General features: G+C 65.6%; 14 protein-coding genes. 8 read left to right on the top strand and 6 right to left on the bottom strand.

Annotation, left to right across the window (positions count from 1 at the left end):
* The first annotated feature begins 1 nt into the window (after position 1).
* From M1D32_RS03290 to M1D32_RS03280, 3 genes are read left to right on the top strand one after another with little or no spacing between them, the layout of a single operon-like run.
* Positions 2 to 679, top strand: coding sequence for an SSI family serine proteinase inhibitor (locus M1D32_RS03290; RefSeq protein WP_458780930.1), 678 nt, complete (start codon positions 2 to 4; stop codon positions 677 to 679).
* A complete protein-coding gene (locus M1D32_RS03285) occupies positions 648 to 1589 on the top strand; it encodes a 3-methyladenine DNA glycosylase (protein ID WP_458780929.1) in 942 nt (313 codons plus the stop codon). The genes M1D32_RS03290 and M1D32_RS03285 overlap by 32 nt, the downstream gene beginning before the upstream one ends.
* Positions 1586 to 1933, top strand: a complete 348-nt coding sequence (locus tag M1D32_RS03280) for a subtilase-type protease inhibitor (RefSeq protein WP_458780928.1) — start codon at positions 1586 to 1588, stop codon at positions 1931 to 1933. The genes M1D32_RS03285 and M1D32_RS03280 overlap by 4 nt, the downstream gene beginning before the upstream one ends.
* Before the next feature lie 91 nt (positions 1934 to 2024).
* On the opposite strand, the gene M1D32_RS03275 is transcribed toward M1D32_RS03280, so the two are convergent.
* Positions 2025 to 5153, bottom strand: coding sequence for a S8 family serine peptidase (locus M1D32_RS03275; RefSeq protein WP_458780927.1), 3129 nt, complete (start codon positions 5151 to 5153; stop codon positions 2025 to 2027).
* A gap of 258 nt (positions 5154 to 5411) precedes the next feature.
* A complete protein-coding gene (locus tag M1D32_RS03270; RefSeq protein WP_163166564.1) occupies positions 5412 to 5594 on the bottom strand; it encodes a hypothetical protein in 183 nt (60 codons plus the stop codon).
* A 258-nt stretch (positions 5595 to 5852) separates the two neighbouring features.
* Between M1D32_RS03270 and purS the strand changes: the two genes are divergently transcribed.
* The 4 genes from purS (at position 5853) to M1D32_RS03250 (ending at position 10167) form a co-directional block, all read left to right on the top strand.
* Entirely contained in the window at positions 5853 to 6104 is a 252-nt protein-coding gene (purS, locus tag M1D32_RS03265) for a phosphoribosylformylglycinamidine synthase subunit PurS (RefSeq protein WP_015935902.1), read from the top strand.
* Position 6105: 1 nt separating this feature from the next.
* Positions 6106 to 6882: a phosphoribosylformylglycinamidine synthase subunit PurQ gene (purQ, locus tag M1D32_RS03260; RefSeq protein ID WP_458780926.1), complete on the top strand. Its 777-nt coding sequence runs from the start codon at positions 6106 to 6108 to the stop codon at positions 6880 to 6882.
* Positions 6882 to 9269, top strand: a complete 2388-nt coding sequence (purL, locus tag M1D32_RS03255) for a phosphoribosylformylglycinamidine synthase subunit PurL (RefSeq protein WP_458780925.1) — start codon at positions 6882 to 6884, stop codon at positions 9267 to 9269. Before purQ ends, purL begins: the two co-directional genes overlap by 1 nt.
* 73 nt (positions 9270 to 9342) lie before the next feature.
* On the top strand, positions 9343 to 10167 hold the full coding sequence (locus M1D32_RS03250; RefSeq protein ID WP_458780924.1) for a GDSL-type esterase/lipase family protein: 825 nt from the start codon (positions 9343 to 9345) through the stop codon (positions 10165 to 10167).
* Positions 10168 to 10170: 3 nt separating this feature from the next.
* Here M1D32_RS03250 and M1D32_RS03245 read toward each other — a convergent pair whose 3' ends face one another.
* The 4 genes from M1D32_RS03245 to M1D32_RS03230 are packed head-to-tail and all read right to left on the bottom strand — an operon-like array spanning position 10171 to position 11777.
* Complete coding sequence (locus M1D32_RS03245) at positions 10171 to 10464, bottom strand: DUF503 domain-containing protein (RefSeq protein WP_458780923.1); 294 nt, start codon at positions 10462 to 10464, stop codon at positions 10171 to 10173.
* Between the two features lie 31 nt (positions 10465 to 10495).
* Positions 10496 to 10813 carry a putative quinol monooxygenase gene (locus M1D32_RS03240; protein WP_458780922.1) on the bottom strand — a complete coding sequence of 106 codons (318 nt, stop codon included), beginning with the start codon at positions 10811 to 10813 and terminating at the stop codon, positions 10496 to 10498.
* Positions 10810 to 11364, bottom strand: coding sequence for a DUF1990 family protein (locus M1D32_RS03235; protein WP_458780921.1), 555 nt, complete (start codon positions 11362 to 11364; stop codon positions 10810 to 10812). Before M1D32_RS03235 ends, M1D32_RS03240 begins: the two co-directional genes overlap by 4 nt.
* Positions 11361 to 11777: an MmcQ/YjbR family DNA-binding protein gene (locus tag M1D32_RS03230; RefSeq protein WP_458780920.1), complete on the bottom strand. Its 417-nt coding sequence runs from the start codon at positions 11775 to 11777 to the stop codon at positions 11361 to 11363. The genes M1D32_RS03235 and M1D32_RS03230 overlap by 4 nt, the downstream gene beginning before the upstream one ends.
* Positions 11778 to 11823: 46 nt before the next feature.
* Here M1D32_RS03230 and M1D32_RS03225 point away from each other — a divergent pair, with 46 nt between their 5' ends.
* Positions 11824 to 12849 (top strand): isopenicillin N synthase family dioxygenase, encoded by a 1026-nt coding sequence (locus tag M1D32_RS03225; RefSeq protein ID WP_458780919.1) that lies wholly within the window; start codon positions 11824 to 11826, stop codon positions 12847 to 12849.
* Positions 12850 to 12858 lie beyond the last annotated feature (9 nt).

Genomic DNA, 12858 nt, shown 5'->3' with positions numbered 1-12858 from the left:
CATGACGGACCAGGCCACGGGGCGGGCGCAAAGCGTACTCGGGGGCATCGTGCAGCTGATGCACCCAGTGGATGTGCCGCGCCCCAAGCAGGCCGGAAGCACCACGGGTTTCCGGCTCGCGGCATTGTTGATCGCGGCATTAGTGTTGCCTGCCTGTACGCCGGACGAGGGCGGGGAAACTCCTCCCGGTGATACCTCGGCCCCGCCAACGGCCTCCGCTTCCTCCTCGGCAGCGCCAGGTTCACCGGCCCCTTCGGGCGGCCCCGACCCTGATGCTGAGACCTCTGTTCCGGCGCCGGCCCCCGCGCCTGCTGCGCCGTCATCGGGACCGGGGCAGGGCAACGCCGAACTGGCCATCGCCCTTAAGCCTTCGGCCGGCGAGCCTGAACTCCATTACACCCTTGTCTGCGTCGACGGCGCGCCCGACGCCGAAAGCAACCATCCCACTGCTGACGCCGCCTGCTCCGCCTTGAAAGAGAACGCGGCGCTGCTGAATCCCGCTCCGAAGCGGGCCGACCAGGTCTGCACCGAGCAGTACGGCGGGCCCCAGGAAGCTACCGTGACCGGCGTCGTGGATGGCGTCCCCGTTGATGTTGCCTTTACCCGGACCAACGGTTGCGAGATCGGCGCCTGGGACGCGGTCAAGGATGTCCTTGGTGCAGCCGGTGGAGCGGCTTAGCGTCCTGGCGGCGGACGAGTGGCGGGCCAAGGAGGAAGCCCACCGCCAGCGCGTCAGCCGCTACGCGGACCCCTACCTTGCCCGCCGCTCAGCCGGGCAGAAGCACCCGGTGGAAGACTTCCTCTTCACGTACTACACCCAGAAACCCGGCCAGCTTAGCCGCTGGCACCCGGGCGCCGGCGTCGTCCTGGCGGGGCTGGAAGCGGCGGCCCGCCGCGGGTGGAAACACTACCGAATGCTCGACGACAGCGAACTTGCCGTCCTCGGGTTGCCGGCGGGAAGCCCCGCGGTCACCCTGGACCGGGAGGCGTTTCTCGCCGACCGCAACGACGCCGTCTCCTTCGCCGCGATCATCCTGCGGGGGACTGCCGCACGCCCTGCGCAATTTGGCTGTTTTGGGCTTCATGAGTGGGCAATGGTTTACCACCAGGACCGGTTCGATCTGCGCCACGAGTATCTGCAGCTGCGCCTTGGTTCGGCCGGCACGGACAAGGTAGTGGAGGAAAACCGGATCCGTTGCAGCCACTTTGATGCCTTCCGTTTCTACACCCCTGACGCCATTCCACTGAATGAACTGGCACCAAGCCGCGAAACCCAGCGCCACCTTGAACAGCCGGGCTGCCTCCACGCCAACATGGACCTGTACAAATGGGCATACAAGCTGCTGCCCGCCCTGCCCAGTGAGCTGGTGATGGACTGCTTTGAGCTGTCATGGCGGATCCGGGCCATGGATATGCAGGCCTCCCCCTACGACCTGGTGGAGTGGGGCTACCCTGCCATTCCCATCGAGACACCACACGGCAAGGCGGCCTACGTGGAACAGCAGCGGTCCTTTGCAGCAGAGGCAGCAGCACTCCGGGCAAAGCTGGCCGAGGAACTTGCCGCCTTGTCCGCGAGCGGGCAGCCATGATCGACCTGACCATCAGGCTGCGGGAAAGCCCCGACGCAAGCGAGCATGAATTCCACCTGGTAGCCGACGGCGGGCGCCCTTCCGCTGACAGTACAGTGCCGGACCCTGAGGCTGCACTCGCCGCGGTGGAACGGTACGGCGAGGACATCTTCTTCCCGAAACCGGGCCCTCCAAAACTGTGCACCCAGCAATACGGCGGACCGCAGGTGGCCGTGGTGACAGGAACGTTCCATGGCCGCCCTGTTGAAGCGGTCTTCACGCGGACCGACGGCTGCGAAATCTCGCGCTGGAAAACAATGGCCTCTTTGCTGGGGAACGTCAGTGGAGCGTCCGGCGCCACGTAGGGCAAGGCACCACCCAGTTCGAACAAACCGGAAAACAGGATCCCCGGGCGGTATAACCGCCCAGGGATCCTGTCCCGTAAATCTCAGGCTGCTAGGCCGCGGGGACTGCGTCTGCGAGAGCTACCTGTGGAGCCCCGGAAGGAGCAGCTGAGACTGCGCCCACCTGGACGTTGACCCAGGTCCTGACGCCATTGTCGCCCAAGCTAAGGCGCGAAGCGTAGACCCCTTCGGCCAAGCCGGTCCAAGCCAGCGTGGCCGAGGTGGCAGTGCCGTTCGGAGCCACAATCGGGTTCGGTTCCACCTTGAGGTTGCCGGCGTCCCCTGCAAACGTGACCGCCTGTACTGACGCGCTGGCTGCGCCATTGTCAGGCGTGGAGTAGAGGTTGGCCACGATGTAGTATGTGCCGGCGCGAGGCGATTCCAGGTCCAGGAACTCGCTCGCGGAAGCTGTCGCCACCTGTGTTGCCGTCAAGCCGCCTGAAGCATTCGGTGCGTACACCACCATGTCCCAGTCAACGTCGTTCGATTGCGCCTGGACACCCAGACGGGCGAACGACGCGCCGGCGGGCACGGTCACCTGGAGCCGGGCGTTGTGCGCATCATTTGCCGGTGCGTACGGCCCGGGAGTTTTGGTGATGGCTGTCTGGCTCAACGGCGCCAGGCCTTCCACCCCTACCTTGATGGGGTTGTCCGAACCGGACACCAGTTCCATGGTGCCGCTGCCGCTGCCCGTGGCCGAGCTGAAGGAGAACGACGGGGCGATCTGCGCATCAACAGGCCGGATGGCGATGGGCGAGCTCACAGTGCGCGGGCCCTTCCAGGTCAGGGTGCCGGTGCTGAACTTGCCCACCGGAGCGCTCACGTTCCTGATGGTGAGGGTAACCTCGCGGGTCTGGCCTGCCTTGGCGAAGTTCAGCGCCTTCGGCTCCACCTGGACGTTAAAGCCCGGCATGGTGACTTCCGGACGGTACAACCCCGGAACCAGGGCGGTGAGTTGGCGCTTGACCTGCACTTCACCCACCAGGCTGCCGAGTGCGATGGACGGCAGGTTCAGGTCGCGGGCGGCGATGGTGCCCGCCTGCGGTGCTCCTGTCTCTACCCCCTGGCCGTTGAGGAAGCCGACCCAGTCCCTGATACCTGAGTTATAGACCAGGCCTGGATCCAGGACGCGGGTCGAGTCGATGTGGCCGGCACCGCCCTGGAAGGGATCCGTGTTGGGTGAACCGTCCGCGTTAACCAGCGGGTATGCGGTGGTCATCATGGCCGACTTGACCATGGCCGGCGTCCACGTGGGCTGCTTGCTGAGCACCAGTGCCCCGAAACCGGCAATATGCGGCGCGGCCATGGACGTGCCGGACATAAAGCCAAACTGCTCGCCCTTGTTGCCGATGGTGGAGACACCCGCAAGGACGTTCACGCCCGGTGCAGCGATGTCCGGCTTCAGCAGGTCGCCGCCGGAAGCAAGGCTTGGCCCCCGGGAGGAGAAGCCGGCGATCTGGGGCGCGGGTGAAGCGGGTTCACCCGTGAGGTCCCCCTTGACCAGGCTGACTGTCAAAGCGGGGTTGGCTTCGAGCTTGGACTTCAGCTCCAGGCTCTTCGGGGCATTGACGTGCACCGTGGGGACCACGTGGTTGTCGGCATCTTCGGAGCTGCTGGTGAGGTTCACCAGGATCATCCCGACGCCACCCTTGGCCTGGACTTCCTGGCTCTTGGCCGTCCTGTCCACAACGCCGCGGTCGCAGACCACTACCTTGCCTGCCACCTTGGCAGCATCAAGGGAACCGGGGCCGCAAAGGTTCGGATTGGCAGCACCTGCTGCCGCCGCAGCCGAGGCTACGACCACCGGCTTGTCTGCCACTTCCGTCTTCATGATTGAGGCCCCGCGGTACACCGAGCCATCGGAGACCCTCACCGTGCCCAGCAGCTCGCTCGGAAAGGTGGACGCAGCAACCGTGGTCAGCCATGGTGAAGCGTGGTTGACCGTGGAGACGGTGGGACCGGAGTTGCCGGCGGAAGCAGAAACAAAAACACCTGCGGCGGCAGCGTTGAGGAAGGCCAGTGCCACAGGATCGTTGGTGCTGTTGTTGTTGCCCGAAATCGAGTAGTTCAGGACATCCACGCCGTCCTGGATGGCGGCCTCCACTGCCTCAACCGAAGCAGAGGAGTAGCAGCCTCCGGTATTGGGACTGGTGTCCTCCCAGCACACCTTGTAGACGGAGACCTTTGCGGCGGGAGCTACACCGGAGCTCTTGCCGAACGCGGAGCCGTCGATCACCTGCTCAACGTTCGCGTTGCCCGCGGCGGTGGTGGCCGTGTGGGTACCGTGGCTTCCGACGTCGACCGGTGAGATGAGCTCTTGGGGCGCCCGGTTTCCGGGCGGTACGTTCTGCAGGAAGGAATCGGCAAAGTACCTGGCGCCAATCACCTTGGAGTTGCATTGGGAGCCGTCGAAGGAGGCGCCCGTCCCCTGGCCCTTCTGGCATTCGCCCTCAAACGTGGTGCCATCGGCCTTGAGCATGGCGATCCGGCCCTCGGCGGTGCGGTACGGCACGCCCACCTGGGCGGGACCACGCAGCGGCTGGACAGGCTCTCCCTGCAGGAACGGGTTGTCCGGGGCATAACCGGAATCGATGACTCCGACCACTACGCCTTTGCCGGCATTGGCTTCCCCGCCGAACTGCTTGGCCCACATACCGTCCGGGCCTGTCAGCTTGAGGAAATCGGTGGTGGTGTAGTCCGGGGCATTCTCCACATCCGGTGCCACCGCCAGGACCCGCTTGTCCCGGGCGAGCTCCATGGCCTGCCCTGCGTCCAGTTCCGCGCTGAAGCCGTTGAGGGCAGCCGTGAACTGCTTTCCGGGGGTGACGCCCTGGCTGGCAGCTACCTCGCGCTGCTGCTTGCGCAGATGGGCATCGTAGGCCTTGTAGTTGGCACTTCCAGGATCCAGCTTCCGGCCCTTTTGCGGCTTCGTTGCCCCAAGTCCCGGTGTTTCACCCTCGTAGGCGGCAGCCGCGGCACCCGCCAGGACAACGATGTAGCGGCCGTCCTTGAACTCTCCCGGTGTGTTGTTTTTTGCCGCTATTGCCATATCCTGTCCGGCCGGCGCCGCGGTAGCGGGACTTACGGCCATCGAGGTGAGGAGAAGAGGCAGGCCGACGGCCAGAGCCGCAGCCTTCCGGAATCCCCCGCCCCGTAAGGGGCTCTTTCCAGTAGATCTCACGTGCAACCCTTTCACGAGGTACCGGCCCCGCCACGACTGCGGGCCCAAATGACTGGCCGGACAGCGAAATTACAGATCTTGTCATTCCGTGAGACCAGTCGACTCAAAGAGTACAGACTGAGAGCTCAATATGACATAGGCCACAAGGGGGAAATTTTTCGCCAGTCGTGCGCCTGCGCCGGGCAGGACAGGATGGCATGGAAAAGGGCGCCCCGCAGGGCGCCCTGGCAACTTCAGAGTGAGCGCGGGCAGGCGCTGCTACCGGGGTGTGCGCACCACGTCGCTGATCCACTGCCGGGTCTTTTCATCCATAGGGCCTGCCACCCGGTTTTCCCGCGCGAACCGGTCGGCTTTGATCTTCTGGAGCACCATTCGCCCCAGCCCGGCAAACACTGCCGCGGCAACCATGGGCAACAGCACGGATCTCGATTTCTCAGCCATTCAGCAATCCTAGTGACACCTTTGGCACAACTCCAGAACCCGCCACCGCCAACCCTCACATCCCGGAGTCCCAGTCGCCGCAGGTGGCCGGAATCCGCCGAATACAGGGCGGGGCGCTCCGGCCGGTAGAATGGTGGGGCAAGCTCGCGGAGCGCCCGTCCACAAGGTTTGAAATTGGTGTCCCAACACCTCGGTACGGCGTGAGACGGCACCACTCCGCTGCGCCCTTACCCAAAGCTCACGCACAGGAGTTACCGGATGCCCCGGATCGTTGTTGACGTTATGCCCAAGCCCGAGATTCTGGACCCGCAGGGGAAGGCTATCGTCGGCGCTCTCCCCCGGCTGGGCTTTACCAGCTTCAGCTCTGTCCGCCAGGGCAAGCGTTTCGAACTGACCGTCGACGGCGAGGTGACCGAGGAGATCCTGGCCCAGGCGCGTGATGCCGCAGAAACCCTGCTGTCCAACCCCGTGATCGAGGATGTCGTCAACGTCGAGGTCGTCGAGGCCTGACATGACTGAACTTCCCCTGATCGGCGAGGCCATCGCCGCCGACGCTTCCGGTGCCAGCAGGCTTGCCGGCGCCCGGATCGGCGTCGTTACGTTCCCCGGAACCCTTGACGACCGTGACGCCGCCCGCGCAGTCCGGCTGGCCGGCGGCACAGCCGTGGAGCTTTGGCATGCCGACACCGAGCTTGGTGACGTCGACGCCGTCGTGATTCCCGGCGGTTTCTCCTACGGTGACTACCTCCGCGCCGGCGCCATCGCACGGTTCGCACCGCTGATGTCCAGGATCATCGACGCCGCCAACAGCGACGCTAAGCTTCCCGTGCTTGGCATCTGCAATGGCTTCCAGATCCTCACGGAGTCGCACCTGCTGCCCGGTTCGATGATCAAGAACGACCACCTGAAGTTCATGTGCCGTGACCAGGTCCTGCGTGTCGAAAACAGCAACACCGCATGGACACTGGACTACGAAGCGGGCCAGGAAATCACTGTGCCCCTAAAGAACCAGGACGGCCAGTACCTCGCGGATGACAAGACCCTGGACGCGCTGGAGGCAGAGGGCCGCGTGGTGTTCCGCTACGTGGGCTTCAACCCTAACGGCTCCCGCCGCGACATCGCCGGCATCTCCAACGCCGCCGGCAACGTGGTGGGCCTTATGCCGCACCCGGAGCACGCCGTGGAGGCCGGCTTCGGCCCCGAATCGCTCGACGGTATCGGCGGGTCCGACACCGACGGGCTGGGCTTCTTCACCTCCGTTTTGACCAAGATTGTGGGAGGCAAATAATGGCCGGAATCTCGACAGGCCCCATCACCGACGGCGGAGGCACGGCTACCGCCGACGCCTCGCCCACCGCTGCCCCGGGTGCGATCACCCAGGCCAAGAAGTTCAACATCGACACGGTTGAGCATGCCGCGAAGACTCCGGATACCGAACTCCCGTGGGCCGAACTTGGCCTGAAGCAGAACGAGTTCGACGAGATCGTCAAGGTCCTGGGCCGCCGGCCCACCGGCGCGGAGCTGGCCATGTACTCCGTCATGTGGAGCGAGCACTGCTCCTACAAGTCCTCCAAGAACCACCTGCGCCAGTTCGGCGAAAAGGTGACCCCGGAGATGAAGAAGGACATGCTGGTGGGCATCGGCGAAAACGCCGGCGTGACCAACCTGGGGGACGGCTGGGCCGTGACCTTCAAGATCGAATCGCACAACTCGCCGTCGTTCGTTGAGCCCTACCAGGGCGCCGCGACCGGCATCGGCGGCATTGTCCGCGACATCATCTCCATGGGCGCCCGCCCTGTGGCGGTCATGGACCCGCTGCGCTTTGGCGCCATCGACCACCCCGATACCGCCCGCGTGATGCACGGTGCTGTTGCCGGCATCGGCGGCTACGGTAACTCCCTGGGCCTGCCGAACATCGGCGGCGAGATGGTGTTCGACTCCGTCTACCAGGGCAATCCGCTGGTGAACGCGCTGGCAGTAGGCGTTATGCGGCACGAGGACATCCGCCTGGCCAATGCTTCGGGCAAGGGCAACAAGGTGGTCCTGTTCGGCGCCCGCACCGGCGGCGACGGGATTGGCGGCGCCTCCGTGCTGGCCTCCGAGTCCTTCGACGACACCAAGCCCTCGAAGCGCCCCGCCGTCCAGGTGGGCGACCCGTTCGCCGAGAAGGTCCTGATCGAATGCTGCCTGGAGCTGTTCAAGGGCTCGCTGGTGGAAGGCATCCAGGACCTGGGCGCCGCCGGCATCTCCTGCGCCACGTCCGAGCTCGCTTCCAACGGTGACGGCGGCATGGCCGTTGAGCTGACCTCCGTACTGCTCCGCGACCCCACGCTGACCCCGGGCGAGATCCTGATGTCGGAGTCGCAGGAACGCATGATGGCCGTGGTTACCCCAGAGAACGTGGAAGCGTTCGAAGCGGTCATGGACAAGTGGGCTGTGGAATACGCCTGGCTGGGCGAGGTGACGGACAGCGGCCGCCTCATCATCACCTGGGAAGGCGAGGTGATCGTCGACGTCGATCCGCGCACCGTGGCACACGACGGACCGGTCTACGACCGCCCGTTCGCCCGTCCGGAGTGGCAGGATGCCGTCCAGGCCGACTCCTTCACCGGATCCGTGCAGGACGCCGGCCGTCCCTCCGCTCCGGCTGAGCTGGCCAAGGCCGTCACCGAGCTGGTGGCGTCGCCGAACATGTGCTCCAAGTCCTGGATCACCAACCAGTATGACCGCTACGTGGGCGGCAACACCTCCATGGCGTTCCCCGATGATGCCGGCGTGGTCCGGGTTGACGAGGAAACCGGACTGGGCGTGGCCCTGGCCACCGATGCGAACGGCCGCTACACCTACCTTGATCCGTACCACGGCGCACAGCTGGCGCTGGCGGAGGCGTACCGGAACGTTGCCACGTCCGGCGCCGTCCCCATGGCTGTCAGCGACTGCCTGAACTTCGGTTCCCCGGAGGACCCGGACGTGATGTGGCAGCTCGCCGAAGCCATCCGTGGCCTGTCCGACGCCTGCATGGTGCTGGGCATTCCGGTCACCGGCGGCAACGTCTCGCTGTACAACCAGACGGGCACCACGCCCATCCACCCCTCCCCGGTGGTGGCAGTGCTGGGCAAGCTCGACGACGTTGCCCGCCGCACGCCGTCGGGCTGGCGCGAGGATGGCCAGGCGATCTACCTGCTGGGCACCACCGCTGCGGAGCTGGACGGTTCCGAGTGGGCCAACATGCGCGGCCACCTGGGCGGGCTGCCGCCGAAGGTGGACCTGGACGCCGAACGCGCCCTGGGCGAGATCCTGATCAACGCCTCCCGCGACGGCATGATCGACTCCGCCCACGATCTCTCCGAGGGTGGCCTCGCCGCTGCCCTGGTGGAATCGTCGCTGCGCTACGGCGTGGGTGCGCGGATCGCGCTGCAGGATGTCCTGGACCGCGACGGCGTGGACCTGTTCACGGCGCTCTTCTCCGAGTCCCAGGGCCGTGCCGTCGTCGGCGTCCCGCGCTCCGAGGAAGTGCGCTTCACCGACATGTGCACCGCCCGCGGCTTCGCCCACACGCGCATTGGCGTGGTGGACGCTGCCAGCGGCACCCTGGAGATCAACGGGGTGGCGGGCCTGTCCTTGGACGCCCTCCGCGAAGCGCACGAGGGTACGCTGCCGAAGTACTTCGACTGACGTCCGCACTGCCAAACACGGAATTCCGCGCCCCCTTTGGGAAGGGGGCGCGGATTTCCGCTTTAATCGAACTATGGCCAAGGTGGCAAAGTTCCTCAGCTTCCTGCTGCTGCCGTTCCTGATCCTGGTTGCCGCCGCACCAACACCACGATCAGCGCAGGATGCCGACTACCCCCGCAGCATGGCGGCCCTCGGCGACTCCATCACACGGGCCTACAGCGCCTGCTGTGTGCATGGTGATGATCCGGCGCGGTCCTGGTCCACCGGTGACGGCCCGAGCGACGGGGTGGCCAGCCACTATGAACGGCTGCTCCAGGTGGCGCCCGGAATCAGGGGAAAAAACGTCAACAACGCCGTGAGCGGGGCGAAGGCGTCCGACCTGCCTCGCCAGGCGGCAGCCGCAGCCGAACAAGGCGCCGGGTATGTCACCGTCCTGATGGGCGCGAACGATCTTTGCGCCCCGTCCTTGGACACCATGACTTCGGTTGAAGACTTCAGGGCTTCGGTGACCAGCGCACTTGCCACGTTAGACCAGATGCGGCCACGGCCCCAGGTTTTTGTCACCAGCATCCCTGACATCTACCACTTGTGGAGTGTCCTGCGACATGACCAGGCGGCGCAGTCTGCCTGGTCCGCTGCCCGGATCTGCCAGTCCATGCTCGCTGCTTCGAACACGGAGGACATGCGCCGGCAGGTGGTCCAGCGGGAGCTCGCGTTCAACGAGGTCCTCGCTGACGCCTGCGCCCGATACGAAAGCTGCCGTACGGATGGCGGAGCAGTGTATGCCCACGGATTCAGCGCAAGCGACGTGAGTGCCCTGGACTACTTCCATCCGAGCCTCCAGGGCCAGGCAACGCTGGCAGACATCACGTGGCAGGCCGCCTGGCCGCGGAACTAGGAGTCAGTCCTCGCTGTGGTGGTCCCGCTGCCGTGCGCTCAGCAGCTCGATCTCCGGCCGGCCGGCAACATGGCGTTCGACGGCGTCCAGCACCTCCACGAGGTGCGCCCGGTCAGCGGCCACCAGGCCCGCGCCCACTTGCGAGCGCCGGTACTGGTCGTGATAGCCCACCTCAGCCACGGACACGTCATACTTGCGCTTGATGTCGGCCAGCAGCGGCCTGATAACCGAGCGCTTCTCCTTAAGGCTCTGAACGTCGCCCAGGAGGATATCGAATTCGATCCAGCCGATCCACATGGCTTCAGCCTAGCGAAATACGGCTGCGGGGCTAGATGGTGAGTTCGCCCATCCGGTCCCATCCTTCGCCGTCGAGCTGGCGGCTGATGATGCGGGGTGTTTCGGCGAGGGCCTGGGGCATGTCCGCCATGGCCTGCTTGAAGTGCGCGCTGTTGACGTGCTCTGCGGCGGCGTCGTCCTTGAACGCCTCAACCAGGACGTATTCGTTCGGGTCCTCCAGGCTGCGGGACCAGTCGAACCAGAGGTTTCCCGGCTCCTGCCTGGTTGCCTGGGTAAAGCCGGCCACAAGATCGGGCCAGCGCTCCGACCATTCAGGCTTGACCTTGAATTTGACGACGATAAAGATCACGGGGATTGTCCTTCCGCGGCGAGTTGGCGTGCCCCTTCAATGTACCGGGAAGTAACGTGGCGCTGCGCCGCGCGGGTCACTAGTCCGCCGGCCGCGTAAAACCAGTTGCCCGGTTTACTGAAAGCCCGGATTCGCAGCAGGACCGCGGAGTTCCCGTTGATCTCCACCTCAAAGGATTCTTCTCCCCGGGCCGGGTGCCCGGGGAGCGCCCCGTACCCGAACCCCGCAGACTGGGGCATGCCCGCCGGCAGCGGTTCACGGACCCACACCACCTCACAGGGCGCGTCCAGGCGCAGTCCCCCGGCGCCGAAGCCGCTCACCACCCGGGCCCCTGGCACTGCACGAGGCGAATCAGTGCGGACGCGGAGCCCTGCGCGCCGCTGCAACTCCCAGGACAGAATGCCGGCGGCAACCCGCTGATAGACGCCCAGGCCGCAGCCGAGGTGGACCTCCTTCAGCACCGTTGCGTAGCCTGCCGGTGCCAAACCATGCTCGGTGCACCCGATGCAGGGGTAGTTGAGGCTGCCGCCTGCCTTGCCGTTGGCCTTCAAGGGTTCCCACCCCCGGTGCCTGCCAGGCGGGCCCACCCGAGCTGCTCCTGCTGCTTCCTGCTCAGGCCTGCCACCACCAGGTCGTAGGAGTCCTCCACCATGTCCCGGACCATCTCGTCCGGCAAGGTCCCATCCAGGCGGACGCCGTTCCAGTGCGTTTTGTTCATATGCCACGCCCCGCTGATCTCGGGATGCGCTGCGCGGAGCTGAACGGCCAGGGTGGGCTCACATTTGAGGTTTACGTAGAAGTCGCTGGCGTCCATCGAGGACAAGGCAAACAGCTTGGTCGCGTGCCGGGCCCCGCCGGCAACGCTTGAGCGGACCTTGAAGACGGCAGTTTCGGGCCCGAACGGGTAATCCTCGAAGGCTCCCGGGAATGAAAGGCAGATTTTCCTGAGCGCGTCGGGGTCCATAAAGTCAGCCTATAAAGCGGGGCACTGACGGTGCTAGTCTGCGAGGATGTCACACGATCAGGGGATACCTGTCCTGGACCTGAGCACCGCGCGGCAGCCCTACGGGTCTTTCAGTCCGGAATTCATTGAACAGCTGCGGCACGCCACCCATAACGTCGGTTTTTTCCAAATCACCGGCTACGGTGCCGCCCCGGGGCAGGCCGAACATCTTCTGGACGTCATCCGGCGCTTTTTCAGCCTTCCCCTGGAGGAACGGATGAAGCTGGACAACCGCCTTTCGCCCCACTTCCGCGGCTACACCCGGATGGGGACCGAGGTGACCCAGGGGCGGGCGGACGCCCGCGAACAGATCGACTACTCTCCCGAGCGAGAGCCGGCCGGGGGCTATCCGGCCGACCAGCCGTACTGGCTGCTCCAGGGTCCGAACCTGTGGCCGGACGAGTCCTTCCCCGAGCTCAGGCCTGCGGCGATGGAGTGGGCGGAGCTAATGTCCACGGTTGGAATGGAGCTCCTTCGTGCCATCGCGGTTTCCCTGGAACTGCCTGAGGACTACTTCGACGAGCCCTTCCGCGATTCGCCTGCCTGGATGGGCAAACTGGTGCACTACGTCGGCGGCGTGGTCGAGGCAGCAGGCAACCAGGGAGTCGGCTCCCATGCGGACTACGGGTTCGTCACGCTCCTCCTGCAGGACGAGGTGGGCGGGCTGGAGGTCCAGCCTCCCGGCGTCACGGAGTGGCTGCCGGTGGAGCCTATCCCGGGCGCCCTGGTAGTGAACCTCGGCGAGATGCTGGAAGTGGCAACGGAGGGATACCTGGCGGCCACTATCCACCGGGTCCAGGCCCCACCCCCAGGCGTCGACCGGTACTCCGTCCCGTTCTTCTGGTCGCCCCGGCTGGATGCCGTGATCAAGCCGGTCCCCCTGCCACCCGGGTTGAAGGCGGCTGCGAGGGGCATTACGGACGACCCCGCCAATCCGCTCCTGGCCTCGTTTGGCCTCAATATGCTGAAGGGCCGTATGCGCGCCCACCCGGATGTTACCGAGCGGCATTACCCCCACCTGATGAAGCGCTGAGCCTGCCGG

The sequence above is a fragment of the Arthrobacter sp. D3-16 genome (assembly GCF_054408515.1).
The sequence above is the reverse complement of the archived record's forward strand: the minus strand, read 5'-3'. Positions and strand labels throughout refer to the sequence as shown.